Origin of the sequence: Leyella stercorea (assembly GCF_021531355.1) — a bacterium.
In the GTDB taxonomy this organism is placed as follows: domain Bacteria; phylum Bacteroidota; class Bacteroidia; order Bacteroidales; family Bacteroidaceae; genus Prevotella.
Genome location: NZ_JADYTS010000014.1, coordinates 22,900 through 44,501 on the forward strand (window position 1 = coordinate 22,900; position 21,602 = coordinate 44,501).

The 21,602-nt window shown below is 50.6% G+C and carries 11 protein-coding genes; 8 read left to right on the top strand and 3 right to left on the bottom strand.

Annotation, left to right across the window (positions count from 1 at the left end; translation table 11 throughout):
* Positions 1-7: 7 nt before the first annotated feature.
* From I6E38_RS05235 to spt, 3 genes are all read right to left on the bottom strand, one after another.
* The gene (locus I6E38_RS05235; protein WP_235393002.1) at positions 8-1,177 is read right to left on the bottom strand and encodes a porin; all 1,170 of its coding nucleotides are present in this window, start codon (positions 1,175-1,177) and stop codon (positions 8-10) included.
* 210 nt (positions 1,178-1,387) lie between these two features.
* Positions 1,388-2,809 (bottom strand): 23S rRNA (uracil(1939)-C(5))-methyltransferase RlmD, encoded by a 1,422-nt coding sequence (gene rlmD, locus I6E38_RS05240; protein ID WP_235393003.1) that lies wholly within the window; start codon positions 2,807-2,809, stop codon positions 1,388-1,390.
* A gap of 172 nt (positions 2,810-2,981) precedes the next feature.
* A complete protein-coding gene (gene spt, locus I6E38_RS05245) occupies positions 2,982-4,169 on the bottom strand; it encodes a serine palmitoyltransferase (protein WP_235393004.1) in 1,188 nt (395 codons plus the stop codon).
* A gap of 209 nt (positions 4,170-4,378) precedes the next feature.
* On the opposite strand from spt, the gene I6E38_RS05250 reads away from it, so the two are divergent.
* The 8 genes from I6E38_RS05250 to I6E38_RS05285 all read left to right on the top strand — a co-directional run bounded on the left by I6E38_RS05250 (position 4,379) and on the right by I6E38_RS05285 (position 21,540).
* Positions 4,379-5,407, top strand: a complete 1,029-nt coding sequence (locus I6E38_RS05250) for a diacylglycerol/lipid kinase family protein (protein WP_235393005.1) — start codon at positions 4,379-4,381, stop codon at positions 5,405-5,407.
* Positions 5,408-5,432: 25 nt separating this feature from the next.
* Positions 5,433-6,143: a tRNA1(Val) (adenine(37)-N6)-methyltransferase gene (locus I6E38_RS05255; RefSeq protein WP_235393006.1), complete on the top strand. Its 711-nt coding sequence runs from the start codon at positions 5,433-5,435 to the stop codon at positions 6,141-6,143.
* Between the two features lie 23 nt (positions 6,144-6,166).
* Positions 6,167-10,165, top strand: coding sequence for a hybrid sensor histidine kinase/response regulator transcription factor (locus I6E38_RS05260; protein ID WP_235393007.1), 3,999 nt, complete (start codon positions 6,167-6,169; stop codon positions 10,163-10,165).
* A gap of 916 nt (positions 10,166-11,081) precedes the next feature.
* Positions 11,082-14,276: a SusC/RagA family TonB-linked outer membrane protein gene (locus I6E38_RS05265; protein WP_235393008.1), complete on the top strand. Its 3,195-nt coding sequence runs from the start codon at positions 11,082-11,084 to the stop codon at positions 14,274-14,276.
* Positions 14,277-14,315: 39 nt separating this feature from the next.
* Positions 14,316-16,052, top strand: coding sequence for a RagB/SusD family nutrient uptake outer membrane protein (locus tag I6E38_RS05270; RefSeq protein ID WP_235393009.1), 1,737 nt, complete (start codon positions 14,316-14,318; stop codon positions 16,050-16,052).
* A 44-nt stretch (positions 16,053-16,096) separates the two neighbouring features.
* On the top strand, positions 16,097-17,116 hold the full coding sequence (locus tag I6E38_RS05275; protein ID WP_235393010.1) for a DUF5017 domain-containing protein: 1,020 nt from the start codon (positions 16,097-16,099) through the stop codon (positions 17,114-17,116).
* A 77-nt stretch (positions 17,117-17,193) separates the two neighbouring features.
* The gene (locus tag I6E38_RS05280; protein WP_407936644.1) at positions 17,194-20,223 is read left to right on the top strand and encodes a chondroitinase family polysaccharide lyase; all 3,030 of its coding nucleotides are present in this window, start codon (positions 17,194-17,196) and stop codon (positions 20,221-20,223) included.
* A gap of 192 nt (positions 20,224-20,415) precedes the next feature.
* Positions 20,416-21,540: a glycoside hydrolase family 88 protein gene (locus I6E38_RS05285; protein WP_235393013.1), complete on the top strand. Its 1,125-nt coding sequence runs from the start codon at positions 20,416-20,418 to the stop codon at positions 21,538-21,540.
* Positions 21,541-21,602: the final 62 nt, after the last annotated feature.

The window sequence follows — 21,602 nt, forward strand, 5'->3', positions numbered from 1 at the left end:
AGTAGTGTTAGAACTTCACGTCAAACTCAAGGTCAAACATGTTGTAGTTTGACTTGTTGAGACTGCGATCGTTGACGCGAACATACTCAGCGGCAATCATAATAGATTTGCCTATCCAGTAGTTGGCACCAATCTCGTAGTTGGTCTTCGATGTGTTCCACTCGGCACGCGGACGATACATGTCGTAGCGAGCCTTAGCGTATAGCTTTTTGCTGATTACCGGAGCAATCATGAGCGCATAGAAACCGTCGGCCTTGTCGCCAGCAGCATAGTTGATGTTGCAGTCGGTCTCCTTACCTGTCTTATATGTTGTCTTGAATCCGTAGCCCTGGCTGTGTATGTACTCCGAACGGAATGTCCAGTCGTTGGCAGCATACTCGGCGCTGAAGGCATAGCGGTTCTTCTTAAGCGAGCGCACGCCACTCTCAACAACGTTATTGCCCTGTTCGTCGAGCACAGGCTTATGATTGGCATCGGTAACATTCCAAGTTCCCTTGCGGGCATACGAACCAGTCCATCCGAAAGCACCGATACGCAATCCCTTAACGGGCATTAGCCACAAGCCACCGATGATGTCCTTGCGCTGGTCGACATCCTTCTGACCTGTACCCTGGCCGTTGAACACGCCCACCTGATAATGTACGAGGTTGCGACCAGCCTGATTCTTGATGATGTCGCCCTGAATCTGTACACCTATGTCACGTCCGTTGCTGGCATGCTCGCCCACACGGTCGCTGAATCCCGACAACTTGCTTACGTTCTGCGAGTAGCCCATGAATCCCTGCGTGATGGGGTGCATCGGGTTCTCGAATGTGAACGGACGCTTGAACTGTCCTGCCTTCACCTTGAACGCATCAAATTTCTGCCACTCGGCAAAGGCGTCTACCATACGTGGCGACGATCCGAGGTCGCTTGTGTTGCCATTGGCCTGAAGCTGAACTTTCCAGTAGAAATCCTGCATCAGTCGGCCCTCAAGAGCCATACGCACCATGCGGATGTTGAAGGTGTTTATGTCCTTGATGCCGTCATTGGCTTCCTTGTCGCTGTACTGATACTGCGACATTACATAGCCGCTGAACTTGATGTCGCTAACAACCGAGATTTTCGGTTTGTCCTGCTGAGCCAACGCGCCCGTAGTGGCAAGCGTAGCAAGAGCGAGAGATAAAAGCTTTTTCATTTTTAGTATTGATTGTTGTTTAATTTTGGGTTTTGAGTTTTTATATTTGTTTTTTGGATTTTGAGTTTTGAATTATTTCTGCAAAGCCACAATATGAATTATCCAATTAAGAATTATATATATAACAACTCTCAAATCATAAATAGATAATTCAAAATCGGTGCAACCGATAATTCAAAATTCAAAACTCAAAATTCAAAATTGCATTGCTTAAGCCTTTTCTTCTAACAATACCACGTTCTCTACGTGCGGAGTATGCGGGAACATATCCACGGGCTGCACTTCCTTCACGCTATATGCCACGTCGAGAGCCTGCAAGTCGCGAGCCTGTGTGGCAGGGTTGCAGCTAACGTATACGATGCGCTTAGGATGGGCACGCAATATGGTCTCGATAACGTCGGGGTGCATACCAGCGCGTGGCGGGTCGGTAATGATTACATCAGGACGTCCGTGCTCGGCTATAAACTCGTCGTTGAGAATATCCTTCATGTCGCCAGCATAGAACTTGGTGTTGGCTATGTTGTTGACATTTGAGTTGACCTTAGCATCTTCGATAGCCTCAGGCACATACTCGATGCCGATAACCTCACGAGCCTGACGAGCCACGAAGTTGGCGATAGTACCCGTACCGGTGTAGAGGTCGTAAACGAGTTCGTCGCCGGTGATCTGTGCAAACTCGCGTGCTACAGAATACAGATGATAAGCCTGCTCGGTATTGGTCTGATAGAAGCTCTTAGGTCCTACCTTGAAACGCAGGTTCTCCATTGTCTCGTATATATGGTCGTTGCCCTTGAACACCGAGAGGTCGAGGTCGCCGAATGTGTCGTTGCACTTCTGATTGTCAACATACATGAGCGAGGTAATCTCGGGGAACTTGTCGGCAATGTGCTGAAGCAATCCCTTGGCACGCTGCTCGTCGCCCTCCTCGTCGTAGTGGAACTGGATGAGCACCATCCACTCGCCGGTGTTGGAGTTGCGTATCATGATGTCGCGCAACAGACCGTGCTGCTGACGCAAGTCGAAGAATGTCATGCCCGTCTCGAAAGCATAGTCGCGTATGGCATTGCGTATGCGGTTGTGCAAGTCGTCCATGAGCCAGCACTTCTCGATAGGCAGAATCTTGTCGAATGCGCCAGTGATGTGGAATCCGATGCCGTTCATGTTGTCAAACTGTGTGCCCTCGGCTATCTGCTCGCGTGTGAGCCAGCGCTTGTTGCAGCATCCGAACTCAAGCTTGTTGCGGTATTCCTTGATGTGTACCGAACCCATGATGGGGCGGAACTCGGGCAATGGAATCTTGCCGATGCGACGGAGCTGGTCGTGCACCTGCTGCTGCTTTGCCTTGAGCTGCTCGGCATAGGGAAGGTTCTGCCACTTGCAGCCACCACAGATGCCGAAATGCTCGCACATCGGCTCTTCGCGCACGTCGCTCTTCTTGATGAAGCGAATCACTTCTGCCTCGCAGTAGCTATGCTTCTTCTTGCGCACTTGCAGGTCGACAACATCGCCCGGAACGGCAAACGGTACGAACACCACCATGTCGTTGACGTGTGCCAACGACTTGCCCTCGGCTGCCACAGCCTCGATGGTTACATTCTCGAGTATCGGCAGCGGTTTCTTTTTTCTTGACATATATGTTTCTTTTCTATTTTTTCTAAATGCAAAATTAGGCATTTTTATTGATATATAGGAGCCTACACCTGCAAAAAACAACAAAACGGGCTGCACGTCCTCATACTCACCGCACTCGACGGCAAAGTGATGAAGGCGTGCAGCCCATTGTATAGCGTATGTAAAATGATTTTTACTTTATGATGCCCAGCTCGGTGAATACGCGCTTGAGAATCTGTACACCACGCTCAACCTGCTCTTCGGTGTGAGTGGCCATAAGGGCAAAACGCACGAGAGTGTCCTGCGGAGCGCATGCCGGCGGAATAACCGGATTGATGAACACACCATACTCGAAAGCCTTGGCTGTAGCAAGGAATGTCTTGTCTACGTCGTGTACGTAAAGCGGGATGATAGGACTCTCGGTCTCGCCGATTTCGAATCCCTCCTCCTTGAAGCGACGCAGAGCGTAACGTGTTACGTTCCACAGCTTCTCGATACGCTCTGGCTCCTTCTGGATAATGTGCAATGCCTCAAGAGCAGCGGCTGTGGCAGCCGGAGTGTTTGATGCACTGAAGATATATGTGCGGCATGTGTGACGCAGATAGTTGATAGTGTCCTTGTCGCCAGCGATAAATCCACCGATACTTGCCATTGACTTAGAGAAGGTACCCATGATGAGGTCTACCTCGTCGGTCAGTCCGAAGTGGTCGCAAACGCCGCGTCCCTCCTTGCCGAATACGCCGAGACCATGAGCCTCGTCTACCATAATCGAGCAGTTGTACTTATGCTTCAGTTCTACAATCTTAGGCAGATTGGCGAGGTCGCCCTCCATAGAGAACACACCGTCGACAACAATCAGTTTGATAGCTTCCTGCGGAAGGTTCTTGAGCACACGCTCGAGGTCTTCCATATCGTTGTGCTTGTAGTGCAACTGTGTAGCGAACGACAGACGGCGTCCGTCGACGATGCTCGCATGGTCGCGGTCGTCGCAGATGATATAGTCGCCACGACCCACTACAACCGCCAATACGCCAGAGTTAACGAAGAAACCTGTCGAGAAACACAAAGTCTCGTCCTTGCCAACATATTCGGCGAGTTCCCTCTCAAGCTGTACGTGCAAGTCGAGTGTACCGTTAAGGAAGCGACTGCCGGCACATCCCGAACCATATTTGTCGAGAGCGGCCTTGGCTGCATCGATGATGCGCTGGTCGCCAGTGAGTCCGGTATATGCATTTGAGCCGAACATAAGCACTTTATGTCCGCCCATCTCTACTTCTGTACCCTGCTTGCTCGTTATCTCACGGAAATAAGGATACACGCCTTCTGCCATATACTTCTGTGGAAGACGATAGCTCTTGTACTTTTCCTGTAATTGTCCCATCTTATACATTAAAAAAGGTATTCTTATACATTAAAAAAGGTGTTAAATACCTCCATTTGTTTATTTCAGGCTGCAAAGTTACAAAAAAGAACCTAAAAAAGGGTGCTTTTCTCAAGAAATGTGCTATTTTTAGATTTTTAATTGTCGAAATCCGTGCAAGAAACCAAAAATTATTAATTTTGTAACAATAATTAATCTCAACAACACGTATGAAGAAAAAAGCCGTTTTCGTAATAAACCTTATATCCGGCACATCAGACAAGGCTGCCATACCAGGGCTTATTGACCAATATCTCGACAAAACAAAGTTCGAATACGAGATTGCCATAACCCAATATGCAGGACACGCCTCAGAGATTGCAACCAAGGCAAAGGACGACGGCGTTGACGTTGTTGTAGCCGTAGGAGGCGACGGAACAGTCAATGAGGTGGCACGCGCTATTGTACACTCCAACACCGCCTTGGGCATAATACCATGCGGTTCGGGCAACGGACTGGCACGCCATCTGCTCTTGCCGCTCAATGTACGCAAGGCCATCGACGTAATAAACAGAAACGAAGTGCGCCAGCTCGACTACGGTATCATCAACGACTATCCCTTCTTCTGCACATGCGGTATGGGATTTGACGCCTTCGTAAGCATGAAGTTTGCCGAGGCGGGCAAGCGCGGACCTATCACTTATGTAGAGAATGTGCTGCGCGAGGGACTGAAATACAAGCCCGAGACATACACCATCGAGGACGATAACGGTACGCTTCAGTACAAGGCGTTCCTTATCTCGTGCGCCAATGCGTCGCAGTATGGCAACAATGCATACATAGCACCGCAAGCATCGATGAGCGACGGACTGATGGACGTTATCATAATGGAACCGTTTGACGTGTTCGAAGCTCCGCAGATAAGCATCGAGATGTTCAGCAAGACACTCGACAAGAACTCGAAGATAAAGACGTTCCGCACACGACACCTGCACATTCACCGCGACAAGCCGGGCGTGATACACTACGACGGCGACCCAGTAATGACTGGTGCCGACATAGACATCGAACTGAAGCCGAAGGGAATAAACATTATCGTGAACACAATGGCCGACCGCAGCGAACGACAGCCCAATGCTCTGCAAAACGCTGCCGCCGAATTGTTTAACGAAATAAACGAAATACGTGACGGCATAGCCCAAAGCCGACGCAAGTTTCAACAATGGAGCAAGGCAATACAAAAAAGGCTGAACATTTGAAATACGTGTATATTCTGACCCAACAATGAGCAGTAAAGGATTCACATTCAAGCAATTTGACATACAGCACGACAGGTGTGCCATGAAGGTTGGCACCGACGGTGTGCTACTCGGTGCATGGGCTAATGGCGGACAGCGTATACTCGACATAGGCACCGGCACTGCTCTGATAGCATTGATGATGGCACAGCGATGTGCTGATGCTGCCATCACGGGCGTAGACATCGACCACGATGCTGTGCAGCAGGCACGCGACAACGTGAACCGCACGCCTTTTGCCGACCGAATAGGCATTATAGAATCACCCGTACAAAAACTCACCGCCGAAACTCACGGACAATTCGATGCCATCGTGTGCAATCCTCCATTCTTCACCGACTCGCTAAAGAACCCCAACCAGCAGCGAGCAGTGGCACGACATGCCGACACCCTACCCTACCGCCAACTGTTTCAGACAGTGGCACGGCTGCTTAGCGCCGACGGCGAATTCAGCGCTGTCATACCAAGCGACTGCCTCAGCGCCTTCAGCGCAGAAGCATATATGGCCAACCTGACAATGTCGAGACGATGCGACATACGCACCACACAACGCAAACAGCCCAAACGCTGCCTTGTGGCTTTCCGCCACGCCTCGTGCCAGCACGAGTTCTGCGCCGAAGAACATTGCCTGCAAGAAGCTGACGGCAGCCGATCGGAATGGTATCAACAGTTGACTTCTGACTTTTACATAAAATAACCTTTACAACGGGACTTTTGACTATGAGACATATATTAACCTTCCTTATTTGTATAGTGTGCAGTCTGACGGCACACGCACAAAACATATACTTCAACCACCTGACACCAGCCAACGGACTGTCGCAAATATCGGTAAACAGCGTGTTTGCCGACAAGGGAGGCACGATATGGATGGCAACACGTATGGGACTTGACTGCTACGACGGCAACTCCATACATGTATATAGCTACGATGCCAACAACCCACACTCTTTATTCTGCAACAACGTGCGCCAGGTAGTTGGCGACGGCAATCATACCATTTATCTGTCGTGCTCGGAAGGCGTGGCAAGCCTCGACGTGCACACCCAGCGCTTCACCACTCTACACCGCAGCGGCAACATGTCGATATGCTACAGCGACGCTCTGTACATGTCGGACAAGAACATAGTATACCGCACCACCGACAAAGGCAAGACAAAGAAGCTGTACGCACGCCTACCGGCTTGCGAAACAGTAGCTACGATGACTATGGACAGCCGTAAACGACTGTGGATAGGCACCGTGAGCGGCGGATTGTACCTCCTGCAAGGCGGCAAACTGAAGCATGTCATCAACGACGCACACATAACAACCATATACGAGGACTCGCGCCACAACATCTGGGTGGGCAGCTGGAACAACGGATTGTGGACTATTGCACCCAACGGCAAGACAACCAACATCAAGGCTGGCTCGTGGCTTGTGAGCAACTTTGTACGTACATTCTGCGAAGACCTGCAGGGCAACATGTGGATAGGCACCTACCACGGACTGATACGATACAACCCCACCAACGGACAGCACCGTCTGTTCACTGCCGACGGCCAGGTGGGCAGCCTCACCAACTCAAGTATATGGAGCATCATACGCGACAAGCAGGGCACTCTGTGGATAGGCACCTACTTCGGCGGCGTCAACTATGTCAACCCCGAATACGAAATATTCACACGCTATCGTGCATCGACCCGGCAGAAGGGCGCACTCAGCTTCCCCGTAGTGGGATGTATGACCGAGGACGCAAGCGGACGCCTGTGGATTAGCACTGAGGGCGGCGGACTGAACATATACGACCGCAAGACCCAAGAGTTCAGACGATTCGGCGGTATTCCTACAGCCAACATCAAGGCACTGCACTTTGACCGCCGACGCAACACGATGTGGGTAGGCTCGCACCTCGACGGACTCTACCGTGTAGACCTGGCTTCGGGACGCGTAAGCAACTATCGCAACATACGAAACGACCGCACGTCGCTGCCCGACGACATTGTACGCGACATAATAGAATACAACGGACGCATAATTGTAGCCACACAGAACGGCGTGGCTTCAATCAATCCCGACGAGGGCGGCAAACCAAGATTCGCACGCATTCTGCCCAAAGAGCGACTGCTGGCAGTTCCAAGTCTGTGCATCGACCGCCACAACCAGTTGTGGATAGCCACCGACGGCGACGGAGTGTTCCGGGTAGACATGCGCACTGGTCGACACACCCACTTCGTACATAAGACTGGCGACACCACCACAATCAGCAACAACTACGTATGCCACATCACCAACGACCGCCTGGGACGTGTATGGCTGTCGACAGCAAGTGGCAACATCAATATGTACGACGAGGCTAAAGCCAAGTTTACCACCTACGGTGCTGCCGACGGACTCAAGGGCGACGGCGTATATGCCGCCACACCATCATCGCTCGACAAATACAGCATGCTGCTCATCACTAACCACGGCTTTGCTGTGCTCAACACTCGCAACCGCGAAATACGCAACTACGACTGTGCCGTAGGCATTCCGCTCGAATCAATCAACGAGAAGGGTCTGTACGTGACCCACGACGGCAAAGTGCTCATTGGCGGCATCGACGGCATGGTGATGTTCGATGAGCGCGACCTATACAAGACAACGGCTCCATACCGCTTAGGATTCAGCCAGCTGTACGTCAACGGCAAGGAGATTGAGCCCAACGACGGAACTGACATTCTCCAATACGACCTGCGATACACCAAAGAACTGACCCTGGATCACGACCAGACGGTGTTCAGCGTGGAATATTTCACCACCAACTTCGTCAAGGCTAACGACCGTCCGGTAGAGTTCCGCCTCAAAGGACTGTCAAACCAGTGGATTCCTGCACGCCAAAAGATACTGTCGTTCAGCGGTCTGCCATCAGGAACATACACCCTCGAACTGAGATGTCCTGACAGCGACATAGCCACAGCAAGCCTCAAGATACGCATTCTGCCACCTTGGTACCTGTCATGGTGGGCGTATATTATATATATAATGTGTATCGGTGCTGCCGTTTGGTGGCTCACGCTCGAATACCGCGACCGCATACGCCTCGCCGAATCGCTCAAGTTTGAGAAACAGCGTGTACGCGACATTGAGGAGCAGAACCAGTCGAAACTGCGCTTCTTCTTTAACGTGTCGCACGAGATACGCACTCCGCTCACGGTGATAATCAGCCTGGCTGACTCGCTGATAAAGGAAATGAAGTGCACGGGCGACACACGTAACAAGCTGACGGGCATATACCGCAACTGCAACCAGCTGCGCAGCCTCATCTCCGAATTGCTCGACTTCCGTAAGCAGGAGCAGGGTCACACCCACATACACGCACGCCACGCCGACATGTCGGCCCTGCTGCGCAACACTGCCACGCTCTTCACCGAGTATACATTGGGCAAAGACATCACCCTACAGATTGACGTGCCCGACCAACTGCCTATGTGGTTCGACCCGAAACAGATGCAGAAGGTGGTGAGCAATCTCGTATCCAACGCCATCAAGCACACTCCGCAGGGCGGTATGGTGACTATAGCAGCGCAAACCGACGATACTAAGGCTGTGATAACAGTTAGCGACAACGGTTCGGGCATTGCCAAGGAGGATCTGCCGCATCTGTTCAGCCGATTCTATCAGGCTCGCAACATCGAAACTGTAGCCGATATAGGCACCGGCATAGGACTCAACCTCACAAAGGGTATTGTCGACATGCACCATGGCACTATCGAGGTGGCATCGGAGCAGGGCAAGGGCACCAAGTTCACCATAACGCTGCCAACCCAGCGCGATGCCTTCGCACCCGAAGAGACTACCGACGAACCGGTGCGCACCGACAGCATCAAGCAACTGACACCTGCCACCGACCACGCTGCAACGGGCCATGACACATCCGGAGACAATACAAACAACGCCCCTGAGGGACACGACGAGCGTCCGATAATACTCATCGTTGAGGACAACGACGACATACGTCAGCTGCTCTCTACGCTCTTCGCCCCACTCTACCGCACACGTACGGCTGTAGACGGAGCCGAAGCTCTGGAGATGATAGGCGATGAAATGCCTGACATCATCCTCAGCGACGTGATGATGCCTAACGTCGACGGACTGGAATTGTGCAAGACCATAAAGCACGATTTCACCACTTGTCATATCCCGGTGGTTCTGCTCACGGCACGCACAGCTGTAGAGAAGAAGCTGGAGGGCTTGAAGACGGGTGCAGACGACTACGTTACAAAGCCGTTCAACAACGACGTGCTCGTGTCGCGATGCAACAACCTTATCAACATGCGCCGTCTGCTGCAGCGCAAGTTCAGCCAGCATCCGCACCACGAGGCTGACATGCTCGCCACCAACCCCATGGACAAGGACCTGCTCGACCGTGCCATGGCCATCATCGACCGCTACTACTCAGACTCGGAGTTTAGCGTAGATACATTCGCAAGGGAAATCGGCATGTCACGCACCGCCTTCTTCAATAAGTGGAAGAACCTTACGGGCGAGACACCAAAGAGTTTTATACTCAATCTGCGACTGCGCAAGGCTGCCGATATGCTGCGCGAACGTCACGACCTGAGCATTGCCGAAGTAAGCTACGCCAACGGATTCTCGTCGCCACGCTACTTCTGCAAGTGCTTCAAGGACACATATAAGATTCAGCCGTCGGCCTATCGCAATGCCGACAGCCAACAACCGGAAAAACCGGAATAAAAACGAGCGTCGGACTAAAACTTGAAATTCCGACGCAAATATAAGACAAGTAGTAAAAAAGTGTTACAAATCAAAATCTCATTCTAGAGATTTGCAACACTGTTTTACTGCTTTTTTTATGCTCATTAAACAGGCTCATACGTCAAATGTAGCCCTTTTGCATAGCAAATGTAGTCCCGTTGCTTTGCAAATGGACTACATTTGCTGTGCAAAAGGACTCCCGTTGGAGTGCAAAAGGGCTACATTTACAACAAAATAGAAACATCGCAGGCTCACTATCACTATATGCATTGGTTCACAACCCACATAAGCCACTGTATATCAAACAAATAAGCAAAAACGCTCAAAACTCAAGAATTTCGCACCAAGAATTTTCTCGTGCATTCAACTCATAGTATTGAGCGACAAAAAATACAAATATTATATTTCAAGGAGCTAATACACTCAAGAACGGCATGTAAGAATGGTGGTAGAACACAGAATTTACAACCCATTTCGCAATATTAGCAACTACAAAATCATACACATGGCTACACAATAGGCAGTTCTTAAAAATGAAGATTGATTAAAAATATATGCCCAGATTTTTTGCTTCTTCTATAACATTTTGTATATTTGCATTACGATAAAGCCAAGAAAAGCAATATCCAAATGCTGCAACGTGAGCACATACATATCCAACGCTAACTTACCTAAAACCTAGAAGTAAAAAAAACAGAAAAAGCAACGGAACACAGAGTTCAATTTTGTACAATGAGCATACAAAATAATACTAAAAACAAAGCAAAACAATTTGTTGTACCCAAAAAGAACTTATATGTATTATACTAAACCCACACGCGACATTATTATAATAAATTTGCAAACGAAAACCCGAAACAAACAACAATTAATATAATCTTTAAACCTTCAAGAAATGAAAATTAGAGTAAAAATCCAAACAATCAAGACTCTGGTATTCTTGCTTATGATGATTTTCGCTACATCGCTCACTGCAATGGCGCAGGAAAAGGTGTCGGGAATTGTCAAGGACGATACCGGCGAAACAATGCCGGGAGTTAGCATCAAGGTGAAGGGCAACAACAATGTTGGAGCCGTTACCGACATCGACGGTGCATTCACCATCAACGTGAAGCGCGGCACTGTGCTGCAGTTCTCTTTCCTCGGATATAACACCAAAGAAGAGAAGGCTACACCAGGTAAGATAATGCAGATCGTACTGGAAGAAGACAAAAAGACTCTTGGTGAAATCGTAGTTGTGGGCTATCAGCCGGTTCGCCAGCGCGACCTTACCGGCGCTGTTGCCAAGGCAGACGTAAGCCAGCTCACCAACACTCCGGTGTCATCAATCGACCAGACTCTTGGTGGACGCATTGCCGGTGTCAACGTATCTTCAGGCGAAGGTATGCCTGGCGGACAGATGAACATCACCATCCGTGGTAACAACTCACTGACACAGGCCAACACCCCTCTCTATGTTATCGACGGTTTCCCAGTTGAGAATGCTTCTGTAGCAGCCAGCATCAACCCTAACGACATCAAGTCGCTCAACATCCTTAAGGATGCTTCGGCATCGGCTATCTATGGTGCACGTGGTGCCAACGGTGTTGTCATCATCACTACCAAGAGCGGCCAGACCGGTAAGGAAAAGGTAACATACGACGGCAGCTACGGATGGCAGACTGTATCAAAGAAGATGGAAATGATGGACGCTTACGAATTCGTTAAGCTCCAGAACGAAATGTATCCCGACGCTGTTGCTAACACATATCTTATGGAATATGAGGGCAAGCAGTGGACACTCGACGACTATCGCAACATCGCCCAGTACAACTGGCAGGACATGATTTTCCACTCGGCTCCTATCCAGAGCCACAACGTGAGCCTCACTGGTGGTAGCCAGGACATTCGCTACAACGCTTCATTGTCTTACTTCGACCAGGATGGTGTTGTAATCAACTCAAACTATAACCGCGTTCAGGGTCGTATGGGCACCAACATCAAGAAGAACAAGCTGCGCATCAACCTCAACGTGAACTACTCTCGTACAAACCAGGAGGGTGCTTCGCCTTCGCAGAACGCCAGCTCGGGTATGAACAACTTGTTCTACAGCGTTTGGGGCTACCGTCCGGTAACACAGCCCAGCACTCCGTTGTCATACCTTCTTAACAATGGTGTCGACGAATCGGTAAGCACATCAAGCGACTACCGTTTCAACCCATACATGGACCTCAACAACGCTTATAACCATACTCTGAATACCTACGTACAGTTCAACGGTTTCTTGGAGTATGAGATTATGAAGGGTATGAAGCTGAAGGTTTCGGGCGGTTATACCGACACTGGCTACAACAACGACAACTTCAACAACTCGAAGAGCCGCTACGGTGGACCGCTTTCGAATGATAAGGTGAACGCTCGCGTCACACGCTCTTCGCGCTCTACATGGCTTAATGAGAACACCCTGACCTATCAGACCAACATCAAGAAGAAGCACTTCTTCAACACATTGCTCGGTTTCTCATTGCAGAACTCTGACTACGACTACTATTCGTACAAGACCATCAACATCCCGAACGAAAGCCTCGGCATGTCGGGTATGGATCAGGGTACTCCTACTGGTGCCTCTTCACTGAAGAGCTCATGGTCGATGATGTCTTACTTCGGACGCTTCAACTACAACTACAAGTCGTGCTACTACGCTACATTCACAATGCGTGCCGACGGTTCGTCAAAGTTCAGCAAGGGCAATCGCTTCGGCTACTTCCCTTCAGGCTCATTAGCTTGGAACGTGGCTGAGGAAGGCTTCATGAAGCCATATAATAAATATGTGAACAATGCAAAGATTCGTCTGTCGTGGGGTCTCACCGGTAACAACCGTGTAGGCGAGTACGACTCATACGGACTCTACAAGGTAGTTAAGCAGTGGAACGGTCAGGTTTACCTCGGCGCTACTCCGAGCGGTGTATTCCCTGAGGGCAGCAACGTGAACAACGTAGGTACAGTACCTTCTACTCTGCGCAACCACGACCTCAAGTGGGAGACTACCGAACAGTGGAACCTCGGTTTCGACCTCGGATTCCTCAACGACCGCATCGGCGTAACACTCGACCTCTATAGCAAGACCACACGCGACCTTCTGCTCAACGCCAACATGCCGCTTTCTTCTGGCTACGTAAGCGCTATGAAGAACATCGGTAAGGTACGCAACGAGGGTATCGAGTTCACTCTCAATACCGTTAACATCAAGAACAAGAAGTTCACTTGGGAGACCAACTTCAACATCGCATTCAACAAGAATAAGGTGTTGGCACTGACCGAGGGTCAGACCACTCTGACTACAGCAGCATCGTTCGACCAGAACTTCAACACCCAGCAGAGCTACATCGCTAAGGTGGGCCAGTCAATGGGCTCTATGTACGGATTCATCTACGAGGGCACATACAAGTATGAGGACTTCGACAAGTCGGGCGACACATACACATTGAAGCCTACAGTAGCTCACTACACAAGCGAGAACAACACCCAGCCGGGTATGCCTAAATACCGCGACCTCAACGACGACGGTATCATCGACGACAACGACCGCACAATCATCGGTAATGGTCTGCCAGTACACACAGGCGGTTTCACCAACAACTTCACATACGGTGACTTCGACCTCAGCATCTTCTTCCAGTGGTCGTACGGCAACGACGTGCTCAACGCCAACCGCCTATTCTTCGAGTCAAGCTGGAACAAGGCCCGCGAGCTCAACCAGTTTGCATCGTATGCCGACCGTTGGACAGAGGACAACCCGTATAGCGACATTCCTCGTGCCACAACATCAAGCTCAAACCGCGTGTTCTCAAGCCGCGTTATCGAGGATGGCTCATTCCTTCGTCTGAAGACCCTCACATTGGGCTATACAGTACCGAAGAAGTTGCTCACACGCTTCCGCATCGACAACCTGCGCGTATACTTCGCAGCTCAGAACCTCTGGACTATCAGCAACTACAGCGGCTACGATCCTGAAGTATCTATCCGCAACAGCGCCCTTACTCCGGGACTCGACTTCTCGGCTTATCCACGCGCCCGTCAGTTCAGCTTCGGTGTAAGCCTCGGTTTCTAAGAAGTTAAAATGCATTACTATTAAACACATATTATATATATGAAATCAATTAAAACAACAATCATATTGCTCGCAGCGCTGCTCTCACTGGGCAGCTGCGACTTCCTTGACAAGGAACCGACAAGCGCTACGTCGGACACCTATCTCAAGACAGAAACCGAGGCTGCTTCGTTTCTGACCGGCATCTACGCCATCCTCACACAGCAGTCGTACTACGGTGGCAACTACTACTACCTCGTAGGCGGTGACGACCTGGAACACTACGGTGGTGCTAACCGTGCTCCGATGAACGGTGGCTTGATTTGCAACAACGCTACATCGAGCGACTCATACGTAGCTTCGTTCTGGTATACACTCTATGCTGGTGTAAACCGCGCCAACATCCTGCTTGACCAGATTAACGATATCCAGGGCATGAACGCAGCCAACCTCAAGCGCTATACAGCCGAGGCACGCTTCCTCCGCGCCTTCTACTACTTCAACCTCGTAGAGTGCTGGGGCGACGTTCCTTTCTACACAGAGCCTGTGCTTGACGTGAAGAACCTGCAGCGTGCAGTGACACCGAGAGCCACTATCTACGACTTCATCTGCAAGGAAATGGAAGAGAGCGCTACCGACCTTCCTGACGCATCGTCACTGGGCTATGAGCCGGGACGCGTTTCAAAGTCGGCAGCATGGGGCATCCTGGCACGTGTATATATGTTCCGCGCCGGTGAGTGGCACCGCATGAAGGTGGCTGAGAACAAGGCTGAGACAAAGGAGTACTTCACTCAGGCTGGCAAGTTTGCCAAGATGGTGAAGGAACAGGGCGGCCACAAGCTTGCTCCTAAATACTGGGACTACTTCATCGACCAGTGTGCCGACCGCTACAACTCTACAGCCAACGAGAGCATCTGGGAGGCTGAGTTTGCAGGCGACGGCAAGGGTACAATGGTAACTGAGGGCCGTATCGGTAACATCATCGGTATTCAGGGTCCGGACCTCTCAAGCAAGACTGCACTTGTAGGCAAGAAAGACCCGGGCTTCGGCTACGCTTTCTTCTGGAGCACACCGAAACTCTATGAACTCTATACTGAGAACAACGACATCAACCGTATGAACTGGTCAATCGCTCCGTTCAAGTACACACAATCGGAAAAGGGTGGTGCTGTAGACGGCCGTGAGTTTGAGGTTGGCAAGTTGGAAGAGGTTAAGAAGCAGTACTGGAACCAGTCATACCAGTATGGCGAGACAGAGCCGGGTGCTACTATCGGCGACCGTGAGAAGAAGACAGCTTCTAAGTTCTACGACCGCAACTGTGGCAAGTGGCGCCGCGAGTATGAGGCCGACAAGAAGAACAAGAACCTCACAGCTATCAACTTCCCGATTCTTCGCTACTCTGACGTTCTGCTTATGATTGCCGAGTGTGAGAACGAGACACACGACCAGCCTACCGACGAGGCTTACAAGTGCATCAACGAGGTACGCAGACGTGCTGGCATCGCTCTTATCAAGAAGGATAAGAACACTGAAGACTTCCGTCAGGCTGTCAAGGACGAGCGCGCTATGGAGCTTTGCTTCGAGATGACACGCCGCTTCGACCTGATTCGCTGGGGTGAGTATGTACAGAACATGAACGCTCTTGTACAGCGTGCACAGTCGGGCGAGAACTGGAACCTCGGTCCTAACAACGTACACACATACTTCAACATATCTGAAGCATACAACTACTTCCCAATCCCTGCCCTGGAGCTGTCTGTAAACAAGCTCATCAAGGAGAACAATCCAGGATGGTAAAGTATCAGTTACTTGAAATTAGAAACCAGTAAAAAAACAGAAAAATGAAGAAAATTAAATATTATATATTCTTCCTGCTCGGTGCCGCAATGATAACAAGTTGCGACAACGAGTTGACAGAAGACGTCAAGATGGGCATCCGCGTTGAACAGGACGGCGTGTCAATGCAGGGCGACGTCGTAACGGTAAAGGCTGGCACACCAGTAGTGTTCAACTTCTCAGGCGACCCCGACAACATTATGTTCTACAGCGGCGAGCCAGGTGCAGTATACGCACATCGTCAGCGCACTGAAGTAGCTCCTGAGGATATCGAGTCAGCAACTCTGCACTTCAAGATTGGCACACAGTACGGCAAGGTATACGAAAACACTCTTGAGATGTTCGTAAGCGACCAGTTCGAAGGCCTCGCAAAGAACGACTTCAAGAAGGACTCTGTACTCGTTGAGCAGTTTGCATGGAACGAGCTCGTTGCAAAGAGCGAACTTCCTGACAAGCCAAGCATTCAGAAGGAATACACTGTCGACGTAACAAAGTATCTTGGCAAGCCTATGACACTGGCTATACACTACCAGGCTATTGACGACACCAAGAACTCAATGCCGCGCTACAACTTCTCGGAGATGTACATCGAGAACGTACGCAATGATGGTATCGTGTCGAAGTTTATGCCGAGCCAGTACGGATTTACAGCTGTCAACATGATGTGCAACCACAACCTCAAGAGCCAGGCTGGCATGAAGACCAACCGCGAGTATGGCACAATGACCAACAACACAGCCGGCATCTGGAACTTGGTAAATGCACAGAACGGTGGCTTCTACATCGCTGGTGGTGGCAAAAATACTGGCAACAAGAACGGCTGGCTCGTTTCTGACGGTCTGATCACTACCTACTGCGATCCCGATCAGGGCACAGTCATCAAGAACATAACACAGAATGTTGAGTCATATACCCATACATATAATAAGGTGGGCGAATACAAGGCTACATTCATCGCAACAAGAGTCAACTACAAGCATGATTCAAGAATGATGAAGGAGTTGACCATCAAGGTTGTTGAGTAATATAAAGAGAGGGTGTGTCAATCACACCCTCCTTTTAACTCCTTAAGCTCATAAAAGAAACGAAATCCGATATCAAAATGAACCTAAAAAACAACATACTCGCCACCGTCATCGGCTTAAGCGGCGTATGTGCAACAGCACAAGCCCAGATGTACGACGACCCTCGTATGTTCTCGTTTGAGAACAAGCAGGAACTCTCGTATATCAAGACCAGCAAGTCGGCCGTTGAACTGAGTGACGCGCATTGGAGAAACGGCAAGACTTCATTGCAGTGGACATTCCAACCGGGTGCCTCGCTGTCGATAAAGAAGGACTTGCAGTTTGAGCCGCTCGACAAGAGCGGTGTCGACAACTATCTGTCGGCTTTCATCGTGTGGGTGTACAACGAACAACCTCAAAAGGACAAACAAATCCGTTTCAACTTCCTGAAGAACGGCAAGCAGTGCACCTCTTTCCCTGTCAACATCAACTTCCGTGGTTGGCGCGGTATATGGGTTTGCTACGAGCGCGACATGGAGGGTACTCCCGAAGTGGGCATGAACGAGATACGTATCGATGCTCCCGATGTTAAGGGTAAGCTCTACTTCGACCATCTCATCACTGCCATCAAGGTAGACCCGCGTCAGCAGACTGCCGATATGCAGATTCCGTTTGTCAACAAGAAGACCAAAACCCACTGGCTGGTAGTACTGAAGAACTACAACACACAGCCCGACATTCCTCTGACCGAACTCACTCAGCAGAACCGCGAACAGATAAAGGTTATCGAGCAGCGCTTCCGCGAACTGATTTATACTCCTGCCAAGCTCTATCCGAAGCATATGGACGAGATTCGCTCGAAGTTTGCCAAGTACAACATCAACCGCAAGAACGGCAACATCACCGGTACACCTATATGGTATGTACGCCACGCCGAGGCTTACGAGCGCATCATCAAGCCGTGGGACAAGAACATATTGACCCGCACCGGATTTGAAATGCTTGAGTATTTCAACCTCATGCAGAAGATTGCCTTCGCCTGGAACAACGCTACCGAAGCTGCCGACAAGGCAGAACTGAAGAAGATGTTCCTACTCATGTACGACAACATCACCGACCAGGGTGTTTGCTGGGGCAGCTGCTGGGGCAATGTTCACCACTACGGCTACTCGCTGCGCAACATGTATTCAGCCTACTTCCTTATGAAGGAGGTGCTGCGCGAGGAAGGAAAGCTTGAGGAGGCAGTGAACACCATGATATGGTACTCGCAGACCAACGAGCTGTACACCAAGCCGGTTGAAAACGGCATGGACATGGACACATTCAACACCGCCGCACAGGGTTGCATGGCAAGCATATTGCTCATGGACGATTCACCAGAGAAATTGCGCTATCTGCGCTCTTGCAGCCGTTGGCTCGACTGGGGTTGCCGTCCGGCTCAGGGACTGAACGACTCGTTCAAGATTGACGGTTCGGCTTATCATCACTGCAACAACTATCCTGCATACGCCATCGGAGGTCTGAGCGGAGCTACACAGATGATATACCTGTTCAGCGGAACCGATTTTGCTGTAGGCGAACTGGCTCATCAGACTGTAAAGAACTCGCTTCTGGCTATGCGTTTCTACTGCAACAAGCTGGAGTTCCCGCTCTCAATGTCGGGCAGACATCCCGACGGCAAGGGCAAGCTCATGCCGATACACTATGGCTACATGGCACTCTCAGGCACACCCGACGGCAAGCAGCAGTTCGACCGCGAAATGGGTAATGCCTATCTGCGACTCGCAACCAACGTAAAAACGGTACTTGACAAGAAAATCAAGCAGAAGATTGTTACAATGGGTAGCACTCCTGAGAACGATCCGGAAGGCAACATGGCATTAGGCTACGCCTGCGTATCAGTACAGAGACGCAACAACTGGTCGGCAGTGGTACGCGGACACAGCCGCTATCTGTGGGATGCCGAGCACTACATCGGCGAGAACCTCTACGGTCGCTACCTCGGTTTCGGAAGCTTGCAGATTCTGACCGCACCTGCTGGAACCGATGTCACACCGAAGACAAGCGGATGGCAGCAGCCGGGATTTGACTGGAACCGCATACCGGGTACTACATCAATCCATCTGCCTTGGGCTGAACTGAAGGCTCAGGTGCGCAACGTGGACACATTCTCAGGTGTAGAAGAGATGCTGATGTCGGACGAAGCCTTCGCTGGCGGACTCTCACAGCGTGGCGTAAACGGCAACTTTGGAATGAAGCTGCACGAGCATGACAAGTACGACGGATCGCACAGAGCACGCAAGTCGTTCCACTTCTTCGACAACGTGATTGTTTGTCTCGGCACTGGCATTGAGAATACCGACTCTAAGCACGACACTGAGACTACTGTATTCCAGATGGCTGCTACCGACGCCAAGGCTCAGAATTACTGGAAGAACTACACAGCAGGCAACGGCAAGTCGTGGCTCGACCACGCCGGAACGGGATACTACACTCCGCAGCCTGTGAAGTTCACCGGACTTGTAAAGCAGGAGTCGCGCATGCAGAACACCGACAAGCAGACCGAGGGACAGTGGGCATCGCTCTACTTCGACCACGGTAAGGCTCCGAAGAACGCTTCGTACGAGTATGCTGTAATTCCACAGACCACACGCGAGAAGATTGACGCCTTCGCTGCCGCTCCTACCTACAAGGTACTGCGCGCCGACAACGAGGCTCACATCGTAAGCTCTGACGCTACTCACACCGTATCGTATGTACTGTTCGAGACTCCGAAGGACGTACTGCCTGGCGGTCCGCTACTCAAGGCAGACACCACATGTCTGGCTATGGTACGCATGATAAACTCCAAGAAGATGCTGCTCACCGTGACACAGCCCGACCTGGCGCTCTATCGCGGACCAAACGACGACATATACAAGGACGGCAAACGTGTGGAGCGTAGCGTATACAGCCGCAAATGGCGCAGCAACGCAAGCCAGGAGATTCCCGTTCGCGTGACACTGCGCGGTAAGTGGAACTTCATTGGTAACGAAGCCATCAAACTCGTAGAACAGACCAAGAAGTCGACAACTATCGAGTTTGTATGCACCGACGGATTGAGCTTCAATGTAGAGCTGGAGAAATAAATAGTAATAAAGAAATAAAGAAATAAAAAACTAATAACAAAACAAATGAATAACATTAACAAGACAATTGCTGCCTTATTCATGGCAGCTACTTTCCTTCCGATGTCTGCACAGACAACAGCTAAGAAAGAATGCTGCAAGGAGAAGACAGAGTGTGGCAAGACATTGTGCTGCAAGACTGGCTGCGAGAAAATGAAGCAACGCATGGACAAGATAGCAAGCGACGACGTTAACTTCGCTACTCGTCAGTACACTCTCATGCTCGACCAGGTAGGTCGCAAGGGCAAGGTGAACAACCCACGTACTATCGACAAGTTGGGCCGTCTGGTTTGTGTTCCTATCGACGACTGGTGCTCAGGCTTCTTCGCTGGCGACCTCTGGGAAATGTACAAGCTCACAGGCGACAAGCAGTGGGCAGACCAGGCTAAGCGATTCACCGAGAACCTCGACTCTATACAGTACCTCACATGGCACCACGACGTTGGCTTCATGATTGGCAGCAGCTACCTCAACGGCTACCGCATCAATCCTTCAAAGGCTTACAAGAAGGTAATCGTTCAGACAGCCAAGTCGCTCAGCACACGTTTCCGCAAGGGAGCAGGCGTTATCCAGTCATGGAACGTTGACCGCGGATGGCAGTCGAAGCGCGGATGGACTTGTCCGGTTATCATCGACAACATGATGAACCTTGAACTTCTGTTTGAGGCTACAAAGCTTAGCGGCGACTCTACATACTGGAAGGTGGCAACAAGCCACGCTGACGCTACTCTGAAGAACCACTTCCGCGAGGACGGCAGCTGCTACCACGTAATCGACTACAACCCCAACACCGGTGAGGTTCTGCACAAGCACACTGCTCAGGGCTACGCTCACGAGAGTGTATGGGCACGCGGCCAGGCTTGGGCTATCTACGGCTTCACAGTTTGCTACCGCTACACCAAGAACCAGAAGTATCTTGACCAGGCTGTACGCACCCTCAACATGATGTTGCGCCACCCGAACATGCCGAACGACCTCGTTCCTTACTGGGATCTCAATGCTCCTAACATCCCCAACGAGCCGCGCGACGTTTCTACAGCTGCCTGCATCGCTTCAGCTCTGTACGAGATGGACAAGTATCTGCCCGAGAATGGCTACCATGCTCTTGCTGACCGCATCATGACATCACTCTCTTCGCCGGCTTACCTCGCTGAGCTTGGCAAGAACGGATGCTGGTTGCTGATGCACTCTGTAGGTAGTATTCCTCACGGTGCCGAAATCGACGTTCCACTGAACTATGCCGACTACTACTTCTTGGAGGCATTGAACAGAAGATAATAAACAAATAAAACCCAAAGCCCCACCCCCTGACCCCTCCCTGCGGGGGAGGGGTCAGGGGG